Origin of the sequence: Vibrio sp. TRT 29B02 (genome assembly GCF_050113655.1) — a bacterium.
GTDB lineage: Bacteria > Pseudomonadota > Gammaproteobacteria > Enterobacterales > Vibrionaceae > Vibrio.
In genome coordinates, this window is the sequence record NZ_JBNJOJ010000038.1 from 13,025 (window position 1) to 37,257 (window position 24,233).

General features: G+C 46.4%; 28 protein-coding genes. 20 read left to right on the forward strand and 8 right to left on the reverse strand.

Annotation, left to right across the window (positions count from 1 at the left end; genetic code table 11):
• Positions 1-228 precede the first annotated feature (228 nt).
• Complete coding sequence (nhaD, locus tag ACQEXT_RS18775) at positions 229-1,665, forward strand: sodium:proton antiporter NhaD (protein ID WP_331427393.1); 1,437 nt, start codon at positions 229-231, stop codon at positions 1,663-1,665.
• Here nhaD and ACQEXT_RS18780 read toward each other — a convergent pair.
• The 3 genes from ACQEXT_RS18780 to ACQEXT_RS18790 are packed head-to-tail and all read right to left on the reverse strand — an operon-like array spanning position 1,658 to position 3,907.
• Positions 1,658-2,062 carry a hypothetical protein gene (locus tag ACQEXT_RS18780; protein ID WP_138971159.1) on the reverse strand — a complete coding sequence of 135 codons (405 nt, stop codon included), beginning with the start codon at positions 2,060-2,062 and terminating at the stop codon, positions 1,658-1,660. The genes nhaD and ACQEXT_RS18780 overlap by 8 nt on opposite strands.
• A 4-nt stretch (positions 2,063-2,066) precedes the next feature.
• Entirely contained in the window at positions 2,067-2,543 is a 477-nt protein-coding gene (locus tag ACQEXT_RS18785) for a methylated-DNA--[protein]-cysteine S-methyltransferase (RefSeq protein WP_426953179.1), read from the reverse strand.
• Entirely contained in the window at positions 2,540-3,907 is a 1,368-nt protein-coding gene (locus tag ACQEXT_RS18790; protein ID WP_426953195.1) for a DNA-3-methyladenine glycosylase 2 family protein, read from the reverse strand. The genes ACQEXT_RS18785 and ACQEXT_RS18790 overlap by 4 nt, the downstream gene beginning before the upstream one ends.
• Before the next feature lie 147 nt (positions 3,908-4,054).
• Between ACQEXT_RS18790 and ACQEXT_RS18795 the strand changes: the two genes are divergently transcribed.
• Positions 4,055-4,258 (forward strand): hypothetical protein, encoded by a 204-nt coding sequence (locus ACQEXT_RS18795; RefSeq protein ID WP_138971157.1) that lies wholly within the window; start codon positions 4,055-4,057, stop codon positions 4,256-4,258.
• Positions 4,259-4,349: 91 nt separating this feature from the next.
• Here ACQEXT_RS18795 and ACQEXT_RS18800 read toward each other — a convergent pair whose 3' ends face one another.
• Positions 4,350-5,243, reverse strand: coding sequence for a LysR family transcriptional regulator (locus ACQEXT_RS18800; protein ID WP_426953180.1), 894 nt, complete (start codon positions 5,241-5,243; stop codon positions 4,350-4,352).
• Between the two features lie 197 nt (positions 5,244-5,440).
• Here ACQEXT_RS18800 and ACQEXT_RS18805 point away from each other — a divergent pair, with 197 nt between their 5' ends.
• Positions 5,441-5,800, forward strand: coding sequence for a DUF413 domain-containing protein (locus ACQEXT_RS18805; protein WP_138971155.1), 360 nt, complete (start codon positions 5,441-5,443; stop codon positions 5,798-5,800).
• A 44-nt stretch (positions 5,801-5,844) separates the two neighbouring features.
• Here the strand turns inward: ACQEXT_RS18805 and ACQEXT_RS18810 are convergent, their stop codons facing one another.
• The 4 genes from ACQEXT_RS18810 to ACQEXT_RS18825 form a co-directional block, all read right to left on the reverse strand.
• Positions 5,845-6,096: a DUF3081 domain-containing protein gene (locus ACQEXT_RS18810; RefSeq protein WP_138971154.1), complete on the reverse strand. Its 252-nt coding sequence runs from the start codon at positions 6,094-6,096 to the stop codon at positions 5,845-5,847.
• Positions 6,097-6,178: 82 nt separating this feature from the next.
• Positions 6,179-7,426 (reverse strand): NAD(P)/FAD-dependent oxidoreductase, encoded by a 1,248-nt coding sequence (locus tag ACQEXT_RS18815; RefSeq protein WP_426953196.1) that lies wholly within the window; start codon positions 7,424-7,426, stop codon positions 6,179-6,181.
• 37 nt (positions 7,427-7,463) lie between these two features.
• Positions 7,464-8,531, reverse strand: coding sequence for a class I SAM-dependent methyltransferase (locus ACQEXT_RS18820; protein WP_331417233.1), 1,068 nt, complete (start codon positions 8,529-8,531; stop codon positions 7,464-7,466).
• Positions 8,532-8,560: 29 nt separating this feature from the next.
• Positions 8,561-8,953, reverse strand: a complete 393-nt coding sequence (locus tag ACQEXT_RS18825) for a hypothetical protein (RefSeq protein ID WP_331427397.1) — start codon at positions 8,951-8,953, stop codon at positions 8,561-8,563.
• Between the two features lie 70 nt (positions 8,954-9,023).
• On the opposite strand from ACQEXT_RS18825, the gene ACQEXT_RS18830 reads away from it, so the two are divergent.
• From ACQEXT_RS18830 to ACQEXT_RS18910, 17 genes are read left to right on the forward strand one after another with little or no spacing between them, the layout of a single operon-like run.
• Positions 9,024-9,752: a beta-ketoacyl synthase chain length factor gene (locus ACQEXT_RS18830; protein WP_426953181.1), complete on the forward strand. Its 729-nt coding sequence runs from the start codon at positions 9,024-9,026 to the stop codon at positions 9,750-9,752.
• A complete protein-coding gene (locus tag ACQEXT_RS18835; protein WP_426953182.1) occupies positions 9,749-10,522 on the forward strand; it encodes a lysophospholipid acyltransferase family protein in 774 nt (257 codons plus the stop codon). Before ACQEXT_RS18830 ends, ACQEXT_RS18835 begins: the two co-directional genes overlap by 4 nt.
• Before the next feature lie 6 nt (positions 10,523-10,528).
• Positions 10,529-10,789 carry a phosphopantetheine-binding protein gene (locus tag ACQEXT_RS18840; RefSeq protein WP_006879085.1) on the forward strand — a complete coding sequence of 87 codons (261 nt, stop codon included), beginning with the start codon at positions 10,529-10,531 and terminating at the stop codon, positions 10,787-10,789.
• A gap of 15 nt (positions 10,790-10,804) precedes the next feature.
• Positions 10,805-11,062 carry an acyl carrier protein gene (locus tag ACQEXT_RS18845; protein ID WP_269375223.1) on the forward strand — a complete coding sequence of 86 codons (258 nt, stop codon included), beginning with the start codon at positions 10,805-10,807 and terminating at the stop codon, positions 11,060-11,062.
• The gene (locus ACQEXT_RS18850; protein WP_331427400.1) at positions 11,062-11,622 is read left to right on the forward strand and encodes a hypothetical protein; all 561 of its coding nucleotides are present in this window, start codon (positions 11,062-11,064) and stop codon (positions 11,620-11,622) included. Before ACQEXT_RS18845 ends, ACQEXT_RS18850 begins: the two co-directional genes overlap by 1 nt.
• Positions 11,623-11,627: 5 nt before the next feature.
• On the forward strand, positions 11,628-13,010 hold the full coding sequence (locus ACQEXT_RS18855; protein WP_426953183.1) for an AMP-binding protein: 1,383 nt from the start codon (positions 11,628-11,630) through the stop codon (positions 13,008-13,010).
• Between the two features lie 15 nt (positions 13,011-13,025).
• Positions 13,026-13,385 (forward strand): 3-hydroxyacyl-ACP dehydratase, encoded by a 360-nt coding sequence (locus tag ACQEXT_RS18860; protein ID WP_426953184.1) that lies wholly within the window; start codon positions 13,026-13,028, stop codon positions 13,383-13,385.
• A gap of 1 nt (position 13,386) precedes the next feature.
• Positions 13,387-15,099, forward strand: coding sequence for a glycosyltransferase family 2 protein (locus ACQEXT_RS18865; RefSeq protein ID WP_426953185.1), 1,713 nt, complete (start codon positions 13,387-13,389; stop codon positions 15,097-15,099).
• Positions 15,080-16,633, forward strand: a complete 1,554-nt coding sequence (locus tag ACQEXT_RS18870; protein ID WP_426953186.1) for an HAL/PAL/TAL family ammonia-lyase — start codon at positions 15,080-15,082, stop codon at positions 16,631-16,633. The genes ACQEXT_RS18865 and ACQEXT_RS18870 overlap by 20 nt, the downstream gene beginning before the upstream one ends.
• Complete coding sequence (locus ACQEXT_RS18875) at positions 16,633-17,082, forward strand: acyl-CoA thioesterase (protein WP_426953187.1); 450 nt, start codon at positions 16,633-16,635, stop codon at positions 17,080-17,082. Before ACQEXT_RS18870 ends, ACQEXT_RS18875 begins: the two co-directional genes overlap by 1 nt.
• Positions 17,079-17,687 carry an outer membrane lipoprotein carrier protein LolA gene (locus ACQEXT_RS18880; protein WP_331427406.1) on the forward strand — a complete coding sequence of 203 codons (609 nt, stop codon included), beginning with the start codon at positions 17,079-17,081 and terminating at the stop codon, positions 17,685-17,687. Before ACQEXT_RS18875 ends, ACQEXT_RS18880 begins: the two co-directional genes overlap by 4 nt.
• The gene (locus tag ACQEXT_RS18885) at positions 17,659-20,004 is read left to right on the forward strand and encodes an MMPL family transporter (RefSeq protein WP_426953188.1); all 2,346 of its coding nucleotides are present in this window, start codon (positions 17,659-17,661) and stop codon (positions 20,002-20,004) included. Before ACQEXT_RS18880 ends, ACQEXT_RS18885 begins: the two co-directional genes overlap by 29 nt.
• The gene (locus ACQEXT_RS18890; RefSeq protein ID WP_426953189.1) at positions 20,001-20,621 is read left to right on the forward strand and encodes a DUF3261 domain-containing protein; all 621 of its coding nucleotides are present in this window, start codon (positions 20,001-20,003) and stop codon (positions 20,619-20,621) included. Before ACQEXT_RS18885 ends, ACQEXT_RS18890 begins: the two co-directional genes overlap by 4 nt.
• Positions 20,622-20,626: 5 nt before the next feature.
• The gene (locus ACQEXT_RS18895; RefSeq protein WP_426953190.1) at positions 20,627-21,814 is read left to right on the forward strand and encodes a beta-ketoacyl-[acyl-carrier-protein] synthase family protein; all 1,188 of its coding nucleotides are present in this window, start codon (positions 20,627-20,629) and stop codon (positions 21,812-21,814) included.
• The gene (locus tag ACQEXT_RS18900) at positions 21,807-22,271 is read left to right on the forward strand and encodes a hotdog family protein (RefSeq protein ID WP_426953191.1); all 465 of its coding nucleotides are present in this window, start codon (positions 21,807-21,809) and stop codon (positions 22,269-22,271) included. Before ACQEXT_RS18895 ends, ACQEXT_RS18900 begins: the two co-directional genes overlap by 8 nt.
• Positions 22,268-22,993, forward strand: a complete 726-nt coding sequence (locus ACQEXT_RS18905) for a 3-ketoacyl-ACP reductase FabG2 (protein ID WP_331427411.1) — start codon at positions 22,268-22,270, stop codon at positions 22,991-22,993. Before ACQEXT_RS18900 ends, ACQEXT_RS18905 begins: the two co-directional genes overlap by 4 nt.
• Entirely contained in the window at positions 22,990-24,213 is a 1,224-nt protein-coding gene (locus ACQEXT_RS18910) for a beta-ketoacyl-ACP synthase (RefSeq protein ID WP_331417248.1), read from the forward strand. The genes ACQEXT_RS18905 and ACQEXT_RS18910 overlap by 4 nt, the downstream gene beginning before the upstream one ends.
• Positions 24,214-24,233: the final 20 nt, after the last annotated feature.

The following is a 24,233-nucleotide window of genomic DNA, read 5'->3' on the forward strand; positions in this document are numbered from 1 at the left end:
ATATAAGTTACACTACAGACAAAAAGATCCCCCCTGACTCTAATGTCAGGGGGGATCTTTTCCTCTATAAGCAATGACTCTACTTGTTATCGCCACAAAAAAACAAACATTTAGATCACAAATGTTTAATGAATACAATCGGATCCAACTTATCTCACATAACCACAGCTAAATCCTCTCTAGAATAGTTTTACGATAACAACAATCAGCTTTCCAAGGAGTGAAAGTATGAAATTGCAGTGGTCCCTTTTTGTCACCCTCTTTTTGCTACCTTTTTCAACATTTGCTGCTTCCTCGAACACACAAGTTTTACCATTAACCCAATCCACCATTGGTTATGCATCGCTCATCATCTTCGCTATCGCCTATACCTTGGTGATGCTAGAGGAGTACCTGCAGCTAAGGAAATCAAAACCTGTATTACTTGCCGCAGGCTTAATCTGGGCAATGATTGGTTACGTCTATTCCCAATACGATCAGGTTGAAGTTGCTAAGGCTGCGTTGGAACATAACCTGCTTGAGTATGCGGAGTTATTGCTGTTTTTGTTAGTTGCGATGACCTACATCAGCGCAATGGAAGAGAGGCGGCTGTTCGATGCACTTCAGGCTTGGATGGTCGGCAAAGGATTTAACTTTAAATCACTCTTTTGGCTAACCGGTATTCTCGCCTTCTTTATTTCACCAATCGCCGATAACCTGACCACCGCACTGCTAATGTGCGCAGTCGTGATGAAAGTTGCAGGCGATAATACCAAATTCATTAATCTAGCCTGTATCAACATCGTTATCGCGGCCAATGCCGGAGGTGCCTTCAGTCCATTTGGTGATATCACCACTCTAATGGTTTGGCAGGCAGGGCACGTCTCGTTTGGAGAGTTCATGCCCTTGTTTGTACCCTCCGTCATCAACTACCTTGTGCCAGCGTTTATTATGTCGTTCTTCATTCCTAAGACTCGCCCAGATGTCGTCCACCAACATGTCGAGCTAAAACGAGGAGCTAGGCGCATCGTCTTTTTGTTTGTTCTTACCATAGCAACAGCGGTTGCTTTTCATGCTGTCCTGCACTTTCCGCCCGTGGTCGGTATGATGATGGGGCTCGCCTATCTGCAATTTTTCGGATTCTTCTTGCGCAAAACCCTTAAAGCTTCTCTACATAAAAAAGCAGCGCGGGCAATAGAAAATCGAGATGATCATGCGTTAAAACGTTTAGGCTCAGTGGTGCCTTTTGACGTGTTCCGACGCGTCTCTCATGCAGAATGGGACACGTTGTTATTTTTCTATGGCGTCGTGATGTGCGTTGGCGGCCTGAACCTTCTAGGCTATTTAGGTATGATCTCTGAAGTCATGTATACCCAATGGGATCCGGTGCTAGCGAACGTGATGGTCGGAATACTTTCTGCCATTGTCGATAATATCCCAGTGATGTTTGCGGTATTGACCATGGAGCCAGTCATGAGTATGGGCAACTGGTTATTGGTCACTCTTACTGCTGGTGTGGGAGGAAGCTTATTGTCGATAGGCTCAGCAGCAGGTGTAGCATTGATGGGAGCGGCGCATGGAAAATACACCTTCTTTGGTCACTTGAAATGGCTGCCAGTCATCGCGATGGGCTACGTGGCTAGTATTGCTGCCCATCTATTGCTAAATGGTGCTCTCTTTACTTAATCACTTCAGCGGGCAAAGGAGAGAAATCTCTCTTTTGCCACGTACTGGCCAACTGGTATTTCGCACACACGTTGCACGTCAGTAACTCGTTATCGCCGTGAATTCGCATTACGATGTCTTCACGCTTCTCCTTCGAGCTATTGCGCATCTGGATGGTCAGATAGTTATCTTTCACTTCAAACGTTTTTATCACATCCAGATGGTTCTCCTTGATAAAAGTCACTTGAGCGTCTTTAAATTCCAGCAGATCACTGTTGTACTGGTTTTCGAAGACCCCTTCAAACGAATACGTTTGCTTGTTGAGAATACGTTCTGTCTTCTCTTCTGAACACCCCATTAGGGCGACTGGCAATAAACCACACACCAACAACGCAGTGCTTTTTATCCGTGTTACCATTCCATCACTCCGATTGCTCTAACTGCAAAAGCTGCGCTTTGCGTTCTACGCCTCCTGCGTACCCTGTTAGCTTACCACTTTTTCCAATCACCCTGTGACACGGTACAATCACAGAAACAGGATTTTTACCATTCGCTAACCCTACGGCTCTAACAGCCTTGGGGTTACCAATCGCATTAGCAAGATCCTGATAGCTCCAGGTTTCTCCATATGGAATAGTGGCTAGCGCCTTCCAAACTTGAGTCTGAAATACGGTGCCTTTGGCTGCAACAGGAAGATCAAAATTGGTGCGAGAGCCAGAGAAATACTCAGTCAATTGGACAACCGCTTGGCAAAGAATGGGGTTGTCTTCCGTGTAGATCCCCAAACTGTCTGGCTGAGTCGTTTGAGTTTCAAACCAAGCACCGACTAGCCCCTCTTGGTTCGCTTGCAGCGTCATGACACCTAATGGTGATTGAAATGTGGTGTAGTAGTTTGTCATGCGTGACTCCAACAATGAAAGGTTGCGTAGCTTCCCCAAGGAGAAACTGTATTCGTAGTGAGGTTGGGGAAAGCCTTGAGTGCTTTTTTCACCACTAGGTCACTCTCCAAAAAACAGTTAGGTTCTGAGGCGCCTCGTAAACGCGCATAGTTCATCGTCCATGGTCCGATTCCCTTTAATTCAAGCCAGGACTCTGGTGGCGCATCAGGGTGACAGGTCATGTAGGCAGCAAATCTTGCTAGCGTATCCTTGCGGCTTTGAGGCATCCGCAAGAATGATAAATCTGCACCGTTCACTTCACTCGGAGTGGGGAAATGCGTGACGCCATCTGGCTGCAAAGTGGCTGCCAGCAAGTTCAATTGCCCAATGGCGGCTTTGATAGAGACCTGTTGACCAAGAATCGCCCTGACCCCCGCTTCCCAAGGACTCCAAACCCCAGGGATACGAATACCCGATTGCTTGATTAGCTTTGGCTCGATGTCATGTAAATGTTTCTCGATCAGTAACAAGTCACTGTCGAGATCGAACATACGCCGAACCTGATTAACCAACGACCTCAGGCACGAAATATCATCGAGTTTAAACTGCAATCTTACAATGCCCGTTTTGGGGTTTGATACAGAAAACCAACCGGCTTGCCCTTCCAACTCGAAGCAACGTTGATAGTCGTCTGCCCCCACCCGTTCCAATCCATCGATCGCTCTCAAACGATAGAAATCGAGCATGTGCTGCCAATCAAAGGGGCCTCGGTAAGCAAGATCGATATGATTCGTCTCTGCACAAGCCACCAAATCCTTCTTTATCTGGGACGGTGTCAATTTCAGCTGCTGCTTGAACGCATCATTAAAACGACGAAGACTATTGAATCCACTCGCCAAAGCAACCTCTGTCACGGAGAGACGGCTGGTATGCAGCAACTGCTTCGCGAACATCAATTGATAACACAGCGCGTATTGCTTGGGGGACATACCAATATAGTGGCTGAACAACTTACGTAGATAGCGGTCTGAGATCCCGAGTCGCTCAGAGAGTTCGACTAAAGAAGCGTGTTGCAAAGCGCCTTGTTCAATTAACTTAACCGCACGCTGAAATGTCGCCTCGACGCCTTTCCATGCCCAAGAACTTGGCGCACTATCTGGGCGGCAGCGTAAACAAGGTCGATAACCCGCTTGCAATGCGAGGGCCTTATCAAAAAAGTACTCGACGTTTTCTTCCTTGGGTAGATTTGCTGGGCAAATCGGTCGACAAAAGATTCCTGTGGTTTTCACTGCCACGTAAAAACACCCATCAAAACGGCTGTCTCTTGCCATTCTCGCGTTATGGCAATCTTTTTTTGTCAAAAATGTCATTCCCTGAGCCATCATTTTTCCGATACGCTTCAAACTGTTATTTAAATTCTAAATCGGATAACAATAAATACTAGCCATTTTCGGCACTCAATGAGATTGCGAAGCCATTTTCCTCATCTAAAGTTATAGATGAAACCTTAAAAAATAATAAGGAAGTTGGCTATGCATCTACACTCTTGCACTGTTGTGCTTAAAAGCGATCTCACTATGACATGCGATAATGTTGAACAAATCTTAGGCATTATTGACCAACACGGCCCCATCAATATCGACAAAATTTTAATTGATGCCTTCGATGGTCAGTCGATACGTCGCTATCATGAATTAACGATTGAGGAGTCAATTGAGAGCTTAATGAGCCTTTAAAAGCAGTAGTCGCAAGGTAGCGTTAACAGCTATCTTGTCCAACATAGATACAATAAAGCCTCGCATTAGCGAGGCTTTGATTTAAAGCGAGTTATTCAGCGACGGAAAAATCTGCCATCTGCTGCAAGCTATATGCAGTGACTGGGTCAATCGTTTTCACCAACTCTTCCACTTGCTTAATCGCATCTACCGAACTGCTCGCTTTACGATAGCTGAGGTAGATAGGACGATACCAATCCTCAACTCCCTGAACTTTGAACAGCTGTCCACTCGCTAGGAAGGGCTCGACGAGAGAAATTGGTAAGTAAGCACTTCCACCTTTTTCAAGGATGAATTCCAAAGCAATTCTGGCTGTAGATGTACGTAAGTAAGGCGCTGCGATTCTAGCGTGACGCTCCGCGTGCTCAGAGGCAAACTTCGTCCCCCAATCAACATAGACATACTTATCTTCAAATACCGTATCTAACGCATCTTGCTTAGTCGAGACCAGCACAAGCACGACATCGGCGACTTTTTTACAGTGAAGTTCATCTGCTTTAATTTGATCAAAGGCGAAAGCCATATCGAGGGTGCGTTCTTGCAATTGACGAGTTAATGCTTCGCGACCCAAGATCTCAGCCATAAAGCCATAACCTTCAAATTCACCGGTCACTAGGCTGAGACAGTTCTGAAGATAGGCATCCCACACATTGGCAGTACCACCTAAAGTTAATTGCAGGGCTTTGCCACTTTCCAACGAAAGTTCCAGTTTAGCCTGTTGTAAGGTACTCACCATGACTTCGGCATAACCGATGAGTCGTTCACCAGAAGAGGTCAACTTGATGTTGTTTCGGTCTCGAATAAATAGCTGGGTGTCAAAGTAGCTTTCAAGTTGTTTAATGCGGGCACTAACAGCCGCTTGGGTGATGTACAGATTCTCTGCCGCTTTGCCAAAATGTCTGACTTGAGCCAGTTCTAAAAACGTTCTAAAGACTTTTACGTCCATTGGTTTTCCTCTACCGACAATCTTGCAATGTTAGCAAGTTCGATGAATTCTTATAATCTTCAGGTCACTAAAGTGTTATCTAAATTTAATAAAACTATTCAATAGTAATGATAAAAAGGTTTTGTTTTTCTTTTGTTAATTTTACGCCTAACTTTCGCTCTAGGTCACCCATTTAGGATCAATTAGAGGCTAACAAAATGTCTGACACCGAATTTCGTCATGGCAAAAAACGTTTTTACGACAATACTAAGTTCCCACGAGGATTCGCTAAGTCTGGCGATTTTACGCTTGCTGAGGAAGAAATTCTAACGCTTTATGGCGACACTATGCTTGGCTTAGAGTCTGGTGATTTAACGCCTGAAAACGCCGAAGAGAAACATTTTGTCAAAGTATTAGTCCATCCTGGCAAAGCGAAATCAAAACTTGAGCGTGTATGGCTTAAATATGTTCAGTTAGCTCGTGGCCGCAAGCGTTTCCATACTCTAAATGGTCGCAATAAACCTGAAGCAGGCGCTGATGACTACTCAGAAGACGCAAGCTTAGTAGAAGAAGATTAAGCACCAAATTAAAAGCCCTGAGCGCAATACGTTCAGGGCTTTGTCTATTTAGCGAGCATCGCCACTTTCTTAAGAAAGCTGTCACGCAGATGTTCTTGGTCATAGTCGAGGTGGTAGGTGTTGTGAAAACCAACTTTTAACTCGACGCCATTCCCCCGCATATAGACGTTATAGCCATCATAGTCGGAGAATGCCTCCACCCCTTCATATATTTTACCGTGCTCAGTTGGCGTTCCATTCGCCATAACGGTTTCATATGCCATAAGAATTTTGCTCGGATCAAGTTCGTTTTTCATCCCCAACCTCCTTTATTTCACACTGAAAGTATGAGCAGAAATGGCCTATTTAGCCAATCCGAACCTTGAGCCGTATCAAAATCTAGACGTTTTTGTCTTCTCTAACCAATTCCGCCAAGGTCGCTAATCGTTGCTGGCTATTTTTGACATATGGGTTATCAGTATCCCAAGCATATCCAGCCAAAATTGAGCTAATCATCTCTTTAATACGCGGGTTTGGGCGCTGATAGAAGATCACATCTTGTAGTGTGCCGTTATACCAACCTTCTACGTAGGTTCTGAAGGTGTTAACGCCAACCATCAAAGGCTCAGCATACTCTTTTTGCCAATCCACGGCCTGTCCACTGAGCTGACGAACAATACAATCTGCCGCAAAGTGTGCCGATTTCATGGCAATGGTCACGCCAGAAGAGAACACTGGGTCAAGAAATTCGCCCGCATTACCAAGCAAAGCGTAGTGCGATGTCGCAAGATGTTTAACGTTGGCTGAATAACCACCGAGTTCGCCAGCAGGGTTAGGATACTCAGCATTCGCCAACAAGCGAGCCAAACCCGGCTCCTCACTAGCCAGCTGTTCAATTGCCTCTATCTTGTCTTGTGGGTACTTGTCGAAGAACTCAGGCTCACCAACAATACCAAATGAGCACACGCCATTGGAAAAAGGAATTAGCCAGTACCAAACATCATGATTATCAGGATGGACAGAGATCAGAATCTTATTGCGGTCATACTCCATATCTTCAACGTCAATGTTGTCAACGATATGAGTGAAAATCGCTTTACGTGGTGGAAGACACGATGGCTCTTCAAGATCGAGCATTCTTGGTAGAACACGTCCAAAGCCACTGGCATCGAGCACATAGTCGACTTCTATCTGATAGGGATTACCTTGATGATCCGTGACCGTAAGCAGCGAGCGCTGGTCAATGAACTCGAGTGCCGTCAGCTCATGTTTGTAACGAATTTCGACACCTTGTTGTGCAGCACTGTCGGCAAGTACCTTGTCAAAGTTACCACGCTGAACTTGGTATGTGGTTCCCGGGCCACTGCTAAACTTTTCAGTAAAGTTGAACTGGGTATAGACACCATTGCGTCTAAATGCGGCGCCATCTTTATATTGGAAGCCGTATGCGTTTACGGCCTCTAGCATTCCAGCCTGCTCAACCACTTCCATACACGCTGGCAACAAACTTTCTCCAATCGAAAAGCGAGGGAACTCGGCCTTTTCAATTACAATGACTTTGATATTTTGCGCATTAAGCAGCGCAGAAACGGTAGAACCAGAGGGCCCGGCACCGACAACAACAACTTGAGTAAATTCTTTATTCATCATTATTTTTTATATTGCTCATGTTCAGATAAAGTGACTATTTTGACGTCAACTTTAATAAGGTGTGACCGAGTCCGATATCATCCGTTCTCTCAATCACGGCTAAGCCCGCCTCTTCGACAATCTCCAGAAAATCGTCGCTACGATAAAAGCGGCTATTGCCATTGGCTAAACAGGTGAAGTATAGCGAGGTCGCGTTTAGACTATACGATGCTGCATCATATTTCTGTGCATCCCAAAACAGCTCTAGAATATAGACGGCATCGCCAGGACGAAGTTGTTGCTTCACACGTTTCAAGATACTCAAGATCTCCATCGGAGAGAAACAGTCTAGGAACTGGCTCATCCACCAGATATCTGCTTGAGGGGGCAGAGTTTGCTGTTTGTCGAGCATATTGGCAGGGAAAGGCGTAACACGCTGTTCAAAACCGTGCTGCACTGCATTGGCCATAGCCATTTCCAATTGCTGAGGTAGGTCGACAATGGTGACCTGAACCTCACTGTCATATCCACAGCACTGCATCGCCCATTTACCCGTGTTACCACCGATATCAACGATCTGCTTTGGCTGTGATTTAAAGACTTCTTGAAGTAAAACAGGGAAAGAACGATCGGAGTAAAAGTGATCAAATTTAAACCAGCTTTGCTTCGCTCTTTCTGGCAATTGTGAGAGGCCTTGATAAATCGTCTCCCATTCACCCAACTCTTTCAGTCCTGCGGGCTTACCTTCCACTATCGATTCAGTTAAGTGCATCATCGCCGCATAACAAACGTCTGCGGTGAAATCCATGTTGGCGTTGGTCATGCCATCGTGGAGAATAAAAAAGCCTAGATTGGCTAATGAATAGTTAGGTTTTTGCCATAAAACAATGTTTGCACTGATGGCCATATCGAGTAGCACTTTTACGCCATACTCTGAAACGTCGGTTTTTTGTGCAATCGCGGCAGCATCTAAGCCTTCACTGCCTGCATCGTCAAGTACAGTTAAAATACCTAAGTCACGCAAAGTACGCGCCGTGTGAAATACAATCGGTGCAAATGAAAGCTTTTGAGCTTCTGTCTTCGCCTCTAGTGCGTTGAATGGATCTTTAATTTTGTTTACCACGAAAAACCTAACTATTAGTTGCTAATTAATTACTGACCAGAAGCCGTTAACGCTAACTGACGTTTAATATCTACGTTTAGATTGTTTATCCAACGGTTGTAGTTACGGTGAATTTTGCCACCCTTCTCTTTTAGGTTTTCTGAGTTGAGATAAATTATTGAGTAAAATTTGTCGCTAAATGGGATTTTTATCTCAGCGTAGTGGTCACGAACATGAATTTTTGCGTTCAATTCTGTTGGACTCACTTCTTCGACAATCCAACCGCGATTCGTCGCAGCTTGCATTATCGCCATCTTAACTTGTTTGCTTTGAAGATTATATCCAACTGGAGTATCCTCAACATTCATTACAGGCTGAACTCGCCCACAACCAACAAGTAATAACGCTAACAAAAGTGAGCCGAGTAACTTAAATGATGACATATTATTATTTCCTTAATTAAGTGTAAGTCTGCAATAGTATTTCGCTGTAAAAACAACAATTCAAATTTTTATGTCAAATTCAGAAATCAATATCTCATTTAACATCGATGCATGGCTCGCGCATTCTAACGGACTTTCCACGTCTCAAAATTGGGAAAGCTGGGCAAATAACTTGGAATGGCCGCAAGACGGTACCCTGATTTGCTCAGCCATACCGCCGATGATGCGCCGTAGAATGAGTCATTTAAGCAAACTGGCGGTTCAAACGAGCATTGAACTGTTAAATGAACACGAGATTGATTATCTGGTTTTTGCCAGCCGCCACGGAGAACTGCACCGCAGTATTGCTTTAGTGGGTGATATCTTACGTGGCGAAGAAGCCTCTCCAATGGCTTTTTCCCAATCTGTGCACAATACCGCAGCCGGACTTGCCACCATCGCAACCAAAAAAACCATTCCTCTAACCTCAATTGCAGCCGCTGAAAATACGTTTCAAAGTGCCTTGCTTGAGGCTTGGCTTTATCTCAATGATCATCCAGATCATAAAGTACTGGTTGTCGATTTTGATGAACCGGTTCCAGAAGCCTATCAGCAATATGAACATCAGCAGTATCAAGGCTACGGACTGGGCTTGGTGTTGTCGGTTGGAAAGCAGTACCAAATCTCCAAACAAAATAACGATAGCGGCCAGCCCCATTCTCTACCTCAAGGGTTAGAGTTTATTCGTCAGTTCGTTTCTGAGCGAAATGAATGGGCTATTTGTGCCAACAATCAAATCTGGAATTGGCAACGAAAATGATTAAGTTAGGTCAATATTGGCGTGTGTTTGCAACTGGATTCTGTTTTTCAGTTTTTGGCTTAGGTGGATTAGCGCTCAGCTTTATTGTTATTCCTACTATTCGCATATTGTACCGTGATAAAAGGGCCAGAGAATATAAAGTTCAGAATACGATACAGCGATCATTTAACTTTTTCTGCAAGCTGATGAAGTTGACCGGCGCCATTGATTATAAAATCCTAGGCGCTGACATTTTGCACAATGATAAAAATTGCTTAATTGTTGCTAATCATCCAAGTCTCATTGATTACGTTTTAATCGCCTCTCAGCTAGAACGCTGCGATTGCCTCGTCAAATCAGCGATATGGGCCAACCCGTTTATGAAGCATATTGTCAAAGCGGCGGGTTATATTCCAAATGAAACGCCAGACGATTTATTGGCAATATGCGAACAACGCTTTGAACAGGGAAATGTTTTATTAGTTTTTCCTGAAGGCACACGAACAACACCTGGCGTTGAATCCAAACTTCAACGTGGTGCTGCGCAAATTGCCGTCCGCACAGGTCGAGATTTGCGCATCATTCACATCACCGTTTCTCCGAGCTTTCTCACAAAAGAGAAAAAGTGGTATCAAGTCCCCCCAACTAAGCCTTTTTTCCTAGTAGAGGTTAAGGATAAAGTTGAGGTTAAGCCCTTTATAGAGCAAACTACGTCTCCGACACTTGCTGCCAGACGCTTGCAGCAGCATTTATCAGAGACACTCTTTCCAGAAAACCCAAGTCACAAGTAGGTCCACGTGGAAAAACTACATAACGAAATCAAACAACTTATAATTGATGCGCTTAATCTAGAAGACCTAACTGTCGAAGAGATTGAAACGGACGCTCCACTATTCGGCGATGGTCTAGGCTTAGACTCAATCGATGCCCTCGAACTCGGTCTAGCGATTAAGAAAAAGTACAACATTGTCATTGACGCAGATGATTCCAATACTCGTGAACATTTTGCATCTGTAAGCAATCTGGCAAACTATATCTCTTCGCAAATCAGTGAGTAATGAGTAGGTAATTTCATGACTGACGTAAATAAACAGCAAGTATTTGAGCAAGTTAAAGACGCACTTGAAGAGCTTTTTGAAATCGATGCATCAGATATCGTTCCTGAAGCACATCTGTATCAAGATCTCGACCTTGATAGCATCGATGCTGTCGATCTCGTGGTTCATCTGCAAAACGTAACTGGCAAGAAAATCAAACCTGCGGAATTCAGTACCGTGCGTACAGTTGATGACGTGGTCAATGCGGTCACAGAGCTTCTGAAGGAAGCCTAATGCGTCAATTGCTGACAATTCTGTCTGCAGTTGTCCTGCTCGCCTACCCATTCGCTGTCTACTTCGGCATTGAAAAATATGGCTTTTCCTTGGTGGGGATACTGCTTATCGCCGCCTTGGGAATTCGACTGCTCAGTGTCCAACGCAGCCAATTAAAAGAACTCAAGTACGTAGCTCAAGTCAGTGCGGTAACCGGTATTTCGTTGGTAGCCATTGGCATGTTGTTTAAGCAGCATGGTTGGCTGACGTTTTATCCTGTGGTGGTCAACCTGTGTATGTTAGTGGTATTCGCCAGCAGTTTTAAGCAGCCACAAACCATCATCGAAAGATTGGCACGGCTGCAAGAACCTGAGTTACCTCCGAGTGGCGTACAATACACACGTAAAGTGACTGCGGTTTGGTGCGGTTTCTTTATCTTAAATGGACTATTCGCACTTTACACCTGCTTTCACTCCATGGAACTTTGGACCTTATATAACGGTCTGATCAGTTACTTACTCGCGGGTTCCTTGTTTGCTGTTGAGTGGATTGTTCGCCAGTTTATCCGAAAGGACCGATAGACATCATGTACCTTGACCAAGCTGACTTTTGCTCGCTCACTGATCTGCTGTGTGCCCAGCGCCCAAGTCTTTATCCTGTCGCATTTGCAGAACAAAACACCTTTAGCTGGATGCAGTTCCAAGCCGATATTGAGCGCTTTCAAACTCTTTTGAACCAACACAGCGCTGAGAAAATCGCGTTGTGTTGCGCAAACAGCTATCTGTTTGCGGTTGGTTTTTTTGCCGTCTGCTACGCCAACAAACGTTTGGTGTTACCTGGCAATTATCAACCTGAAGCGGTACGTGAATTAAGCTCTCACTTCGATCTACTGCTCCACGATGAGTTGGTTCCCGTTGTTGAGTCTGTTCCTTCGTTGTTACTCAGCCGTTCAACAGAGCCGTTGTCGGAGCCAACGCCATATTTATCATCACCTCTTGATGTCGACTCAGTGACCTTGACCTTATTTACCTCGGGTTCAAGTGGCAAAGCAAAGGCGATAGTTAAAAGCCTGCGCCAGCTAGATAACGAGATCGCCATTCTCGAGTCACTATGGGGCAATCAGCTAACGGGTTCTCGCATTGAGAGCACTGTGTCTCACCAACATATTTATGGCCTGCTATTTCGCCTGTTATGGCCATTATGTTCAGGGCGTCCGTTCGCGGTGCACAACCTTGAGTTTCCTGAACAGCTCGTTCACCACGCCAGTCATGACACCGTGCTTATCAGCAGTCCTGCGTTATTAAAGCGCCTGAGTGAAGAACACGATAGCGCTCCGCTGCGCGCCATCTTCTCTTCTGGAGGACCGCTGACGCACAGTGCTGCCCTGCATAGCCAAGAACTATTCGGTTCACTTCCAATCGAAGTGTTTGGCAGCACAGAGACTGGGGGAATCGCTCACCGAAAACAAGCTGTGCCAACCACACCATGGAGACTGTTTCCAAGTGTCGAAGCGCAACTTAACAGTGAGCGTTGTCTGCGATTAAAAGCCCCCCACATTGACGGCGATAACTGGTACCAAACTGCCGACGAATGCCACTTCCATGATACAGTCTGTTTTGAGCTGAAAGGGCGTACCGATCGTATTGTCAAAGTAGAAGAAAAAAGGATTTCTCTGGTCGAAGTCGAGAAACGTCTTGAACAGCTCGACTGGATCGAGGAAAGTGCGGTTATACCGCAAAGCGAAGGAAATCGCATCGCACTGTGCGCGGTTATCGTCTTAACTCCGGCTGGTGAACAGGAGATAGCACAACTCGGAAAAGGCAAATTCTGGATTGCTCTTCGTCAAGCGTTACGCAACTGGCTAGAGCCAATCGCGATTCCACGTAAGTACCGTGTTGTCGATGAAGTGCCGCTAAATAGTCAGGGCAAGCGCCAAGTCGCTGACATTGAAAAATTGTTCCAATCATAAACATTAAGTAGCACCATGGATAAAAGAAAACCAACGATCACAAATGTTGTCATTCAAGGTAACCAAGCCACCCTTAGCGCTAAGGTTGATGCGGATATCTTGGATTTTCGTGGTCACTTTAGCCATTTCCCGCTTTTACCGGGAGTCAGTCAGATTGACTGGGCACTCTTTTATGCGATTGAGTACCTCAACACTCCACCGACATTTAAAGGCATGGAAGTGATTAAGTTTCAAGAGCCTATCCTTCCAGATGCCCAGATTACCTTAGAGCTGATCTGGGACGATGAAAAACAAAAGCTGACCTTTAAATACAGCTCAATTCACAACGAGCAACGGGTTATCCACTCATCTGGAAAAATGAAATTAGGGGGCTAAGGTGAACAATTACCAGCCCTGTTTTGTTATCCCTTGCTATAACCATGGAAGCACTATTGCTGCTGTGGTGTCATCACTGAAACCTTTTGATTTACCTTTTATTATTGTTGATGACGGTAGCAATGCGAACACCAAACAGGCTCTTATCGACGTCGCTGAGCAAGACAATGTTACCTTAGTAACACTGGCGCAAAACCAAGGCAAAGGTGGTGCTGTGATGGCCGGGATCCGCCACGCGCATCAACTGAACTTCAGCCATGCGATTCAGATTGACGCTGATGGCCAGCATGACATTGACGCCTTACCTGCACTGATTTCATGCTCACAACACAATCCTGATTGTTTGGTTTCTGGCCAACCCATTTATGATGATAGCGTTCCAAAGGCTCGTCTATACGGTCGCTATGCCACTCATGTTTGGGTCTGGATAGAAACACTATCTCTGACCATCAAAGACAGCATGTGCGGCTTTCGTGCCTATCCCGTTAACAAGACCATCGCAGTGCTAGACAAGTATGACATTGGCACACGGATGGACTTCGACATCGAAATCCTTGTGCGTATGTATTGGGAAGGCGTTGATATTGAGTTTGTTGAAACTCGCGTCATCTACCCTGAAGGGGGAATATCCCATTTTGATGCACTTTGGGATAACGTCAAAATCAGTTGGATGCATACTCGACTGTTTTTCGGCATGCTGCCGCGAGTCCCCCAGCTAATCGCCCGTAAGCGCAGAAAAAACAACAGTGATGATCAGCCACACTGGTCGAAACGACAAGAGCAAGGCACGATCTTCGGTATCAAGCTGTTGCTGGCGATCTACAGTTTGCTGGGTCGCAAAGTCTTTAATCTTATTCTGAAAGTGGTTATCGGCTATTATCACCTCGTCGGTAAGGATGCAAAGCAAGCATCAGAAATCTATCTCTCGCAACTCAAGTCGTACGCACAGCAGCACTCTTTCGAGTTACCAGAAAAACTCGACAGCTATCATCACCTGCTGTCGTTTGGTCATACCATGCTTGATAAATTGGCTGCTTGGAAGGGTGACTTCAGTGTCGAGAACCTAACCATTCATGGTCAGGAAAACTTTCAACGTATGGTGGACAACAAACAAGGGGTTGTTATTCTCGGCTCTCATCTGGGTAATATCGAATTGTGTCGTGCGCTTGGGCGTCGACATTCTCATATCAAGATCAATGCCTTGGTGTTTACTGAGCATGCGGAACGCTTTAACAGCGTGATGAAAGCCGTTAATCCTAGCTCTGAGCTCAATCTGATTCAGGTTAGCTCTATGGGGCCCGATACGGCGATTCTCTTACAGCAAAAAATTGAGCAGGGTGAATGGATCGTGATCGTTGGTGATCGCACATCGACCAGCAAAGAGAGCCGTTCGGTGTGGGCCGATTTTCTCGGTAAACCAGCGCCTTTCCCGCAAGGGCCGTTTATGCTGGCGGCTATTTTGAAAGCCCCCGTTTATTTACTCTTTGGACTTCGCGATGACAGTAGCGATAAGCCACACTTTAACGTCTACTTTGAGCCGTTTAGAGAACAAATCGTGCTGCCACGCAAAGAGCGACAAGCAGCATTACAACAGGTTGTGCAAGACTATGCCCAACGTCTGCAACACTACACCCTGCAAGCGCCACTGCAGTGGTATAATTTTTTCAACTTTTGGACATTAAGTAATCAGCAAGATGACGATGCAAAACGATAACACCATTACGTTTGGCGCACAGGCGCTGAGCATAGAAGATGTAGTTGCCATTGCCGAAGGTGCCAATGCTAGCCTCAATAATTCACCACAATTCACCACTAAAATAGACAAAGGTGTTCAGTTTCTTGAACGTTTGTTGAAAGAGGAAGGCGTCATTTACGGCGTAACCACAGGTTATGGTGACTCTTGCACGGTTGCGATTCCACCGAACCTAGTCGATGAACTTCCGCTTCACCTCACCCGCTTCCATGGTTGTGGTCTAGGAGAAGTGCTCTCGCACCAACAGGCGCGAGCCGTGCTCGCCACTCGATTATGTTCATTAGCCCAAGGGGTTTCAGGAGTAACACACGATTTGCTCAACCAGATCGTTACTCTTATCAACCAAGACATTTCTCCTCGTATCCCACAAGAAGGCTCAGTAGGTGCAAGCGGTGATTTAACGCCACTCTCTTATCTTGCTGCCGCTCTGATTGGAGAAAGAGAGGTCATCTATAAAGGTGAAGTCCACCCTACCGCTGAAGTCTACGCCGAGTTAGGCATCAACCCTATTCATCTTAAACCTAAAGAGGGCCTCGCCCTGATGAATGGCACATCGGTCATGACCGCTCTCGCTTGTCTGGCATACAAACGCGCAGAATATCTTGCTCAACTATGTACCAAGATCACCGCGATGGTTTCTGTCGGCATGCATGGCAATGACTTTCACTTTGATGAAGCACTATTTGCGGTGAAACCTCACCCTGGTCAACAGCAAGTTGCTGCATGGCTGCGTGCCGATCTCAACGCCGAACGTCCTCCACGCAACAGTGACCGTCTACAAGATCGTTATTCACTCCGTTGTGCACCGCATGTGATTGGGGTTGTTCAGGACTCACTGCCGTGGCTGCGTTCAATGATCGAAAACGAACTGAACAGCGCTAACGATAACCCAATCATTGACGGTGAAAACGAACGCGTGCTGCACGGCGGCCACTTCTATGGCGGTCATATTGCTATGGCGATGGATACCCTCAAGACGGGTATCGCTAACCTAGCGGATCTGCTCGATCGTCAAATGGCACAACTAATGGACTATAAGTTCAACAATGGCTTGCCCTTTAACCTAACGGGAGCAGAGGGTGAACGTAAACCGATCAACCACGGCTTCAAAGCAGTGCAGATAGGTATTTCAGCTTGGACAGCAGAAGCGTTGAAGCACACCATGCCAGCCAGCGTTTTCTCTCGCTCAACTGAATGTCACAACCAAGACAAGGTCAGTATGGGTACGATTGCAGCTCGTGACTGTTTGCGTGTACTCCAATTAACCGAACAAGTCGCTGCGGCGTCATTGCTTGCAAGTATTCAGGCCGTAGAGATTCGTCGTCGCCATAATGAACTTGATGAGCACCATATGAGTGACAACCTCAAGATGATTCGTGATGCGGTATTAAATGAATTTGAATTTGTCGTAGAAGATCGTCCACTTGAACACGACCTTCGCCACTTTATTTCTCGAATTCAGCAACGCCACTGGTCACTCTATCCGGAGGCTTAATGGAGCAAGCAATCCAATTTCCACTCGAATCTGAGGTGACACTGGTCACCTCGTTTCAAGACGCAGATCCTATGGGTGTGATTTACCACGGCAACTACTTTCGCTTTTTTGAAGAAGCCCGCCGCGTCATGATGGAGAAGATCGACTACGGTTATCTCGCGATGAATGAATCTGGCTACATGTGGCCAATCATAGATACGCGCGTTAAGTACGTGAAAGCGATTCCTTTCAATCACCAAATCCGCGTAACTGCCAAACTGACTGAGTGGGAGAATCGACTGCGTGTCGATTACCTAATCTCCGATGCTGAAACAGGTGCGAGGATGTGTAAAGCGCACACCACACAAGTAGCAGTCAGTATCAAAGAACAGGAAATGTGCTTTGCTTCACCGAAGATCTTTATCGATAAAATTGAGCATTGGCACCAACACGGGAGAATCGCTCAATGAAAAAGTGGTTAATGCTCGCTTTATTAGCACTCTCTCCCTTTAGCTGGGCGCAAGTCACGGATCTTTCCTCGCTGCAAACAGAGTTAGCCAAGAGCGCGACCGTTCGCGGCGACTTTACTCAACTTCGTCATCTTGAACTGTTTGAGCAACCGTTAAGTTCGCAAGGAAAGTTCACGCTAAACAAAGCACAAGGGTTACTGTGGCAGCAAACTACACCATTCCCAGTTCAGTTGGTGCTGACACAAGATAAGCTACGCCAAACATTTGCCGGACAAGCGCCTCAGATTATCACGGCAAAAGAGAACCCAATGGCGTTCTATTTTAGCCATGTATTCCTAGCGGTTTTCCATGGCGATACCGAAGCACTACAAGAGCAGTTTGATCTGAATTTAGCCATCAACGAAGGGCAATGGACGCTTAGGCTAACACCTAAACAATCCCCCCTAAACTCCGTGTTTGAGTCTATCACTCTGACAGGAAAGCAGGATATCGATGGTCTGATATTGCAGGAAATTCGTGGTGACAAGACCGAAATTCTTTTTACCAACCAGACTCATCAGCCAGAGAGCCTAAGTGATGCGGAACAAGAGCAATTCAGTTTCTGACAATGCAACTCGCCAAAGCTTGGGTGGCAAGAACATAGCAATAGCTTGGCTTGGTCTAGTATTGCTTTTTCTTGCCCTGCTGGCTAAACAGTGGATTTGGTCAGCTCAATCTCCCATTGAGACCAACATCTTAAAGTTGCTGCCAGAAAACCAGCAAAACCCCATTGCTGAGCAAGCGTTTGAAACCGTTTCGAACAACTTCAGCGATAAAGTGGTCTTCGTTCTTCGTACTCAAAAAGACGACCAGCTTTTTGCCGCGGCAAATGCTCTTGAGCAGGCTCTGTCCGATACTGGACTATTTACGGAAGTCACTGGAAAAGTGTCGGCCGAGCAACAGCAGCAGTGGGCGAGTTACTATTTTCAGCACCGTTTTCAACAGCTCACACCGGAGCAACGCCAACGTCTCACGGCAACACCGGAGGCTCAAGTTCAGTACGTCGTCCAATCGATCTATAACCCATTTTCTGGCGTCACTGGTAATGAACTCGCCAGCGACCCATTTTTGTTGTTTCGCGACTATCTTGGCCAGTTAACTCAACAAAGTTCCGCCTTTAGCATCGACAACGGATACCTGACCACTCGGCACCAAAATCAGAAGTATGTGCTGATCACGGCAACACTCAAAGATTCTCCTTACAGCCTCAATGCCCAAGAGGGTGTATCCCAAATTATCGATATAGAGCAGCAACTGACCACGCAGTATCAGGCTCAGACGCTCCACACGGGTGTGCTCTTCTACGCCGAGTTTGGAACTAAGAGTGCGAAATCAGAAATCAGCACCATCGGTCTTTTTTCGCTATTCGGTGTCATCGTTTTGGTGATAGGCGTATTCAGAAGTGGTGCGCCACTGATGCTAGCGCTGCTATCGATCAGCATCGGTTTAGTCGCGGCCCTTGCTGTTACCACAGAGCTGTTTGGGCGAGTACATCTGTTTAGTCTGGTGTTTGGTGCCAGTCTGATTGGTGTCTCCATCGACTACGCATTCCATTACCTAACGGAACGCCTTGCTGCTGGACACAGTTGGGATAGCCGCAAAGGGCTGAAACATATTCTTGCAGCCATTTCGATGGGACTGGTCACCAGTTTGATTGGATATCTGGGGATGCTGATCGCTCCTTTCCCAGGTCTACAGCAACTTGCCCTGTTCTCGTCGATTGGTTTAATTGCAGCCTACGCTACCGTTGTCGCTTGGTATCCGATTCTAGCCAAACGCCCCACCGAGTCTCGACCTTTACCGGGCAACTGGCTATGGCAACGCTGGTTGGGGCAATGGGAAAAACCGAGCTTTAAACTCACCATGCCAGTAATCTGTTTGGCTGCCACCTTACTTCCTCTGACTGCGCTGCACTATGATGACGATATCCGTCAACTTCAGGCTATGCCAGATAGCCTCAAATTGCAGGAGCAGCAGATCAACGAAATCAGTGGGCTGCAATCTTCTCAACAGATGTTAGTCGTGACCGCCAATGATGATGAATTGCTAATGCAGCGCCTTGAGTCGCTCCATCCGACCCTAGACCAATGGCAACAAGAGGGCTCGATTGAAGGTTATCAAAGTCTGACTCAATATCTTGGTTCTATCACACGCCAACAGAGTGATTACCAGTTAATCGAGAATCTGTACGCATCACAGGGCGACAAATTGAGCGATACACTTAAGCTCACGTCTGTGCCCTTACTCGCAGAAGCGTTTAAGCCAGTAAATCTACAGGAGTATTTACAGCAGATTGTCTCTGAGCCTGTGCGCTTCTTATATGTAGGGCAGATTGAGCAGCAAGTGGCCGCAATCGTTGTACTCACTAAGCTCAACAATGCCGAAATCGTCAACCAGTTTGCACACGCTCATCCCGATATAAGCTACCTCAATAAGGCAGAAGAGATCTCTACTTTGTTTGGCGAGTACCGCGTCAAAGTCCTTGAACTATTGGTCATCGCCCTCGTGGTGATTAGTGGTTTACTGGTCAAACGTTATGGTCTCAAACACGCAGTGCTAATACTCATCCCTTCCCTTATTGCTTGTCTTGTGGGAATCGCGACAGCGGCGATGCTCGGTTCAACCCTAAATTTGTTCAATTTACTCGCACTTATTCTCATAATTGGGATTGGCATCGACTACACACTATTTTTTGCTGAAAAAGCGCGTAGTCCAAGTACATTACTGGCGATCACTTTATCCGCTCTGACAACGTTACTCTCTTTCGGGTTACTGTCACTGAGCCAGACACACGCCATTCATAGCTTTGGAATTACAGTTCTTAGCGGAATTTTTGTCGCTTGGCTACTGTCTCCACTCGCGATTAATGAGGAGAAACAATGAAGCGCACTACTTTGGCGAAAACACTGTGCTCAATAGTGCTTGGGGGCGTTCTTAGCGCTTGCAGTTCCACTCCGCAAAGTACAACTCCAACCGTAGTGGTCGCCAAGCAGACCCAAGTAAACCTACCAATCCCTGCGTCGCTAGGTTATTCACTGACGGCTAGCCAATTAATTGAAGCGCAGTGGCAAAACGGAGCGCAAACTCGTAGCGAACAATTGCCGGTACAATTGCAAGTCTCGCAAGATAAGCTCGTTCTGGCAGGTTTTTCTTCTTGGGGAACACGGATTCTGTCCCTTACCTATCAAAACGATAGCATTTCAACAGATGTGATGAGCGGTCTTGGAGGCGTCTTACCACAACCAGAACAAGTGCTATTTAATCTGATGATCACGCTCTGGCCGAGTTCTGCTTGGGAAGCCCCTCTAAATAAGGTAAGGTGGAGAATGATTGATGAAAACAATTCCAGAGCTATATTCGATAGCGCCGGTGAAAAGGTCATTGACATCCATTACAGCAACAAGGACAGGCTAGTGGGTGAAATTACCTTTAATCACTTAATCGACAACTACACTGTAAAAATAAAAACGCTGCAATTTAGTACAGCCCCAACTAGATAGCCATCATGCTGACACACGTTTCTAAACCGATTTTTATTCAAGATTGTGGCTTTCATTCCGCGATGGGATCAGACGTATCCCAGATACACTTGTGCCTGTCCGGCCAACAAGCCTCAAATATGGTGGTCGATGACCATATCCTCAATACGGGTACTTCCACCGTAGTAGGTCGTATTGATGACCCACTTCCAGAGCTCCCTTCTCATCTCGCGGAGTTTGATACACGCAACAATCAATTGGCTCTCTCGGCAATAAAGCAAATTGAGCATAAGGTTCGCTTAGCGATCAATGAGTTTGGTCCCTCAAGAGTCGCCGTTATCATAGGAACCAGCACGTCTGGTATTGCCGATGGCGAGATCGCATATCGACAGAGACTTGAGAGCGGCGCCTTCCCTGAACACTACCACTATCGTAAGCAGGAGCTAGGCAACACCAGTGACTTTGTTGCTGCCTACTTCGGAATCACAGGGCCATGTTACGCAATCTCTACCGCATGTTCATCCAGTGGTCGCGTATTTATCACAGCGCAACGATTACTGGGTAGCGGTCTCGTCGATGCAGTCATCGTCGGCGGCGTAGATACGCTTTGCCGCTTAACTCTAAACGGTTTTAATGGTCTGGAAGCACTTTCAAATACACTTTGCCAGCCATTTAGCCAAGCAAGAGACGGTATCAATATTGGCGAATCAGCCGCCTTGATGTTGTTGAGTTATCAACCATCTAAGGTCGCTCTGTTGGGCGCGGGCGACAGTTCTGATGCCCACCATATTTCGGCACCTCACCCTGAGGGAAATGGTGCAGAGCAAGCGATGCAAAAAGCGCTCGATGACGCAGGACTAGTGGTCGGTGACATCGGCTATATCAATGCCCACGGAACGGCAACCCCACTTAATGACAGCATGGAAAGCAAAGCGATTCATCGCTTATTTGGCGATCGGGTAGTGGTCAGCTCGACCAAACCTCTAACCGGTCACACCCTTGGCGCTGCAAGCGCTACCGAAGCCGCCATTGCGTGGCATATTTTGAATTACGACTTAGAGCTACCCATGCAGCATTGCCGTGACAAAGCCGCGGATATCGAAGTTTCACTGGTTGAAACGACGACCAAATTGCAGGGTAAAGCCATTTTAAGCAACTCGTTTGCATTTGGTGGCAACAATATCAGTCTCATCTTTGGTTACATCCATGACTAGCTATCCTCCTATCGCACAATTACTGCCGCATGATGAGCCGATGATCCTTATCGATCGTGCGCTAGACATTCAACAAGACACCATCCACTGTCAGGTGGATATAGGTGCAAAGAATCCATTTTATAATACTGACACCAGCACTCTTCCTGCATATGTAGGAATTGAGTTTATGGCTCAATCCGTCGCGGCTTGGTCAGGCTACCACGCCATTCAACAAGGCGCAGAACCCCCTATCGGCTTCTTGCTTGGGAGCCGTCGATACATTTCTCATTGTGATGCGTTCCAAAATGGTCAACAGCTCGACATCTATGCCGAGAAAATGATGGAAGATAATGGTATGGCGGTCTTCTCTGCGCGTATCGAGTTCGAACAACAGACCGTCGCGAGTTGCCAGTTAAATGTATACGTACCTTCAGAACAAAAATTACAAGAAATGAAAATCAGGAGTCACCAATGACCCGTCAAGTTTTAGTTACAGGCGCAAGTAAAGGCATCGGCCAAGCAATCGCAATTCAGTTGGCAAAAGATGGATTCACCATCGCCGTTCATTACATGGGTGACCAACAAGGTGCTCAGCAAACCTTAGACACTATTATCGAAAATGGTGGCAATGGTCGTCTGATCCAGTTTGATATCAGTAATCGCGAAGAGTGCCGTTATAAACTAGAAAGCGATATCGCAGAGCATGGCGCTTACTATGGCGTGGTGAACAACGCAGGCATTACGCGCGATACAGCGTTCCCAGCGATGACAGAAGAAGAGTGGGACGGTGTTATCCATACCAACCTCGACAGTTTTTATAACGTGCTTCACCCATGCGTAATGCCAATGGTTCAAAAACGCAAAGGTGGCCGCATTGTTACACTTGCTTCTGTCTCTGGATTGATGGGTAATCGTGGCCAAACTAACTACAGTGCAGCTAAAGCGGGCGTTATCGGCGCAACAAAATCCCTCGCACTTGAACTGGCGAAGCGAAAAATCACCGTGAACTGTGTCGCTCCGGGTCTAATTGATACCGGTATGGTTGATGAGCATGTAAAAGAGCACGCTATGCCGCAAATTCCACTTCGTCGAATGGGTGAGCCGCAAGAGGTTGCCGGTCTGGTGAGTTATCTAATGTCTGATATTGCAGGTTACGTTACTCGCCAAGTCATTTCAGTTAACGGAGGTCTGGTATGAGTCGTCGCGTTGTCGTAACGGGCATGTCTGGTGTTACTGCTTTTGGTAACGACTGGCAATCCGTAGAACCAAAACTCAGAGCCTGTCAAAACGCCACTCAGTACATGCCAAGCTATGAGCAGTACGAAGGTCTCAATACTAAGCTTGCCGCGCCTGTAGACGATTTTGAATTGCCAAAACACTACAAACGCAAACAAGTTCGCGGAATGGGTCGTGTGTCTAAACTGGCGACCGTTGCAACTGAAAATGCTCTGCAACAAGCGGGGCTAATCGGTGCAGAAGTACTGACGAATGGACAAACTGGCATTGCCTACGGTTCATCAACGGGCAGTACCGATGCGATCGGTGCCTTTGGCGTAATGCTCAATGACAAAACGACCAAGGCAATTACCGCGACTACCTATGTACAAATGATGCCTCATACAACCGCGGTCAACGTCGGACTGTTCTTCGGCCTGAAAGGACGAGTGATCCCAACGAGCAGTGCGTGTACTTCAGGCAGTCAAGCCATTGGTTACGCCTATGAAGCAATCAAGCATGGTTATCAAACCGTCATGGTTGCGGGTGGAGGCGAAGAACTGTGCCCGACTGAATCCGCGGTGTTTGATACTCTTTTTGCCACCAGTTTGAAAAACGACGCGCCTAAAAGCACACCTAGACCTTATGACACTCATCGCGATGGCTTAGTGATTGGTGAAGGTGCTGGTACTTTGATTCTGGAAGAGTATGAACATGCTAAGGCTCGCGGCGCTAAAATCTACGCTGAAATCATTGGCTTTGCCAGCAACTGTGATGCAGCCCATGTCACCCAACCACAAATGGAAACCATGCAAATCTGTATGGAGATGGCATTAGAAAATGCAGGCATCAAAGCGGAGCAGATCGACTATGTCTCGGCACACGGAACCGCCACTGATCGTGGTGATATCGCAGAGAGTAACGCAACAGCCAACGCACTGGGCAAGGTACCCATCAGTTCTCTAAAGAGTTATTTTGGTCATACTCTTGGGGCCTGTGGTGCGATTGAGGCGTGGTTAAGCCTAGAGATGATGCACACTGGTTGGTTCAGCCCAACATTGAACTTAGACTCTCTTGACGAGCAGTGTGGCAACCTTGATTACATCACTGGCAATGGTCGAGAGTTAGAGGTCGAATATCTGATGAGTAACAACTTCGCCTTTGGTGGCATCAACACTTCGATCATCTTTAAGAAGATCTAAGTTAACTCTCCGTGATAAAA

Coding starts and splice junctions, on each gene's coding strand:
- ACQEXT_RS18880 (WP_331427406.1), top strand. CDS start 17,079: ATGAAAAAGTGGTTAATGCTCGCTTTATTAGCACTCTCTCCCTTTAGC.
- ACQEXT_RS18900 (WP_426953191.1), top strand. CDS start 21,807: ATGACTAGCTATCCTCCTATCGCACAATTACTGCCGCATGATGAGCCG.
- ACQEXT_RS18785 (WP_426953179.1), bottom strand. CDS start 2,543: ATGACAAACTACTACACCACATTTCAATCACCATTAGGTGTCATGACG.
- ACQEXT_RS18810 (WP_138971154.1), bottom strand. CDS start 6,096: ATGAAAAACGAACTTGATCCGAGCAAAATTCTTATGGCATATGAAACC.
- ACQEXT_RS18790 (WP_426953195.1), bottom strand. CDS start 3,907: ATGATGGCTCAGGGAATGACATTTTTGACAAAAAAAGATTGCCATAAC.
- ACQEXT_RS18780 (WP_138971159.1), bottom strand. CDS start 2,062: ATGGTAACACGGATAAAAAGCACTGCGTTGTTGGTGTGTGGTTTATTG.
- ACQEXT_RS18815 (WP_426953196.1), bottom strand. CDS start 7,426: ATGAATAAAGAATTTACTCAAGTTGTTGTTGTCGGTGCCGGGCCCTCT.
- nhaD (WP_331427393.1), top strand. CDS start 229: ATGAAATTGCAGTGGTCCCTTTTTGTCACCCTCTTTTTGCTACCTTTT.
- ACQEXT_RS18825 (WP_331427397.1), bottom strand. CDS start 8,953: ATGTCATCATTTAAGTTACTCGGCTCACTTTTGTTAGCGTTATTACTT.
- ACQEXT_RS18895 (WP_426953190.1), top strand. CDS start 20,627: ATGCTGACACACGTTTCTAAACCGATTTTTATTCAAGATTGTGGCTTT.
- ACQEXT_RS18845 (WP_269375223.1), top strand. CDS start 10,805: ATGACTGACGTAAATAAACAGCAAGTATTTGAGCAAGTTAAAGACGCA.
- ACQEXT_RS18830 (WP_426953181.1), top strand. CDS start 9,024: ATGTCAAATTCAGAAATCAATATCTCATTTAACATCGATGCATGGCTC.
- ACQEXT_RS18875 (WP_426953187.1), top strand. CDS start 16,633: ATGGAGCAAGCAATCCAATTTCCACTCGAATCTGAGGTGACACTGGTC.
- ACQEXT_RS18795 (WP_138971157.1), top strand. CDS start 4,055: ATGCATCTACACTCTTGCACTGTTGTGCTTAAAAGCGATCTCACTATG.
- ACQEXT_RS18905 (WP_331427411.1), top strand. CDS start 22,268: ATGACCCGTCAAGTTTTAGTTACAGGCGCAAGTAAAGGCATCGGCCAA.
- ACQEXT_RS18835 (WP_426953182.1), top strand. CDS start 9,749: ATGATTAAGTTAGGTCAATATTGGCGTGTGTTTGCAACTGGATTCTGT.
- ACQEXT_RS18870 (WP_426953186.1), top strand. CDS start 15,080: ATGACGATGCAAAACGATAACACCATTACGTTTGGCGCACAGGCGCTG.
- ACQEXT_RS18805 (WP_138971155.1), top strand. CDS start 5,441: ATGTCTGACACCGAATTTCGTCATGGCAAAAAACGTTTTTACGACAAT.
- ACQEXT_RS18885 (WP_426953188.1), top strand. CDS start 17,659: ATGCGGAACAAGAGCAATTCAGTTTCTGACAATGCAACTCGCCAAAGC.
- ACQEXT_RS18910 (WP_331417248.1), top strand. CDS start 22,990: ATGAGTCGTCGCGTTGTCGTAACGGGCATGTCTGGTGTTACTGCTTTT.
- ACQEXT_RS18855 (WP_426953183.1), top strand. CDS start 11,628: ATGTACCTTGACCAAGCTGACTTTTGCTCGCTCACTGATCTGCTGTGT.
- ACQEXT_RS18860 (WP_426953184.1), top strand. CDS start 13,026: ATGGATAAAAGAAAACCAACGATCACAAATGTTGTCATTCAAGGTAAC.
- ACQEXT_RS18800 (WP_426953180.1), bottom strand. CDS start 5,243: ATGGACGTAAAAGTCTTTAGAACGTTTTTAGAACTGGCTCAAGTCAGA.
- ACQEXT_RS18850 (WP_331427400.1), top strand. CDS start 11,062: ATGCGTCAATTGCTGACAATTCTGTCTGCAGTTGTCCTGCTCGCCTAC.
- ACQEXT_RS18890 (WP_426953189.1), top strand. CDS start 20,001: ATGAAGCGCACTACTTTGGCGAAAACACTGTGCTCAATAGTGCTTGGG.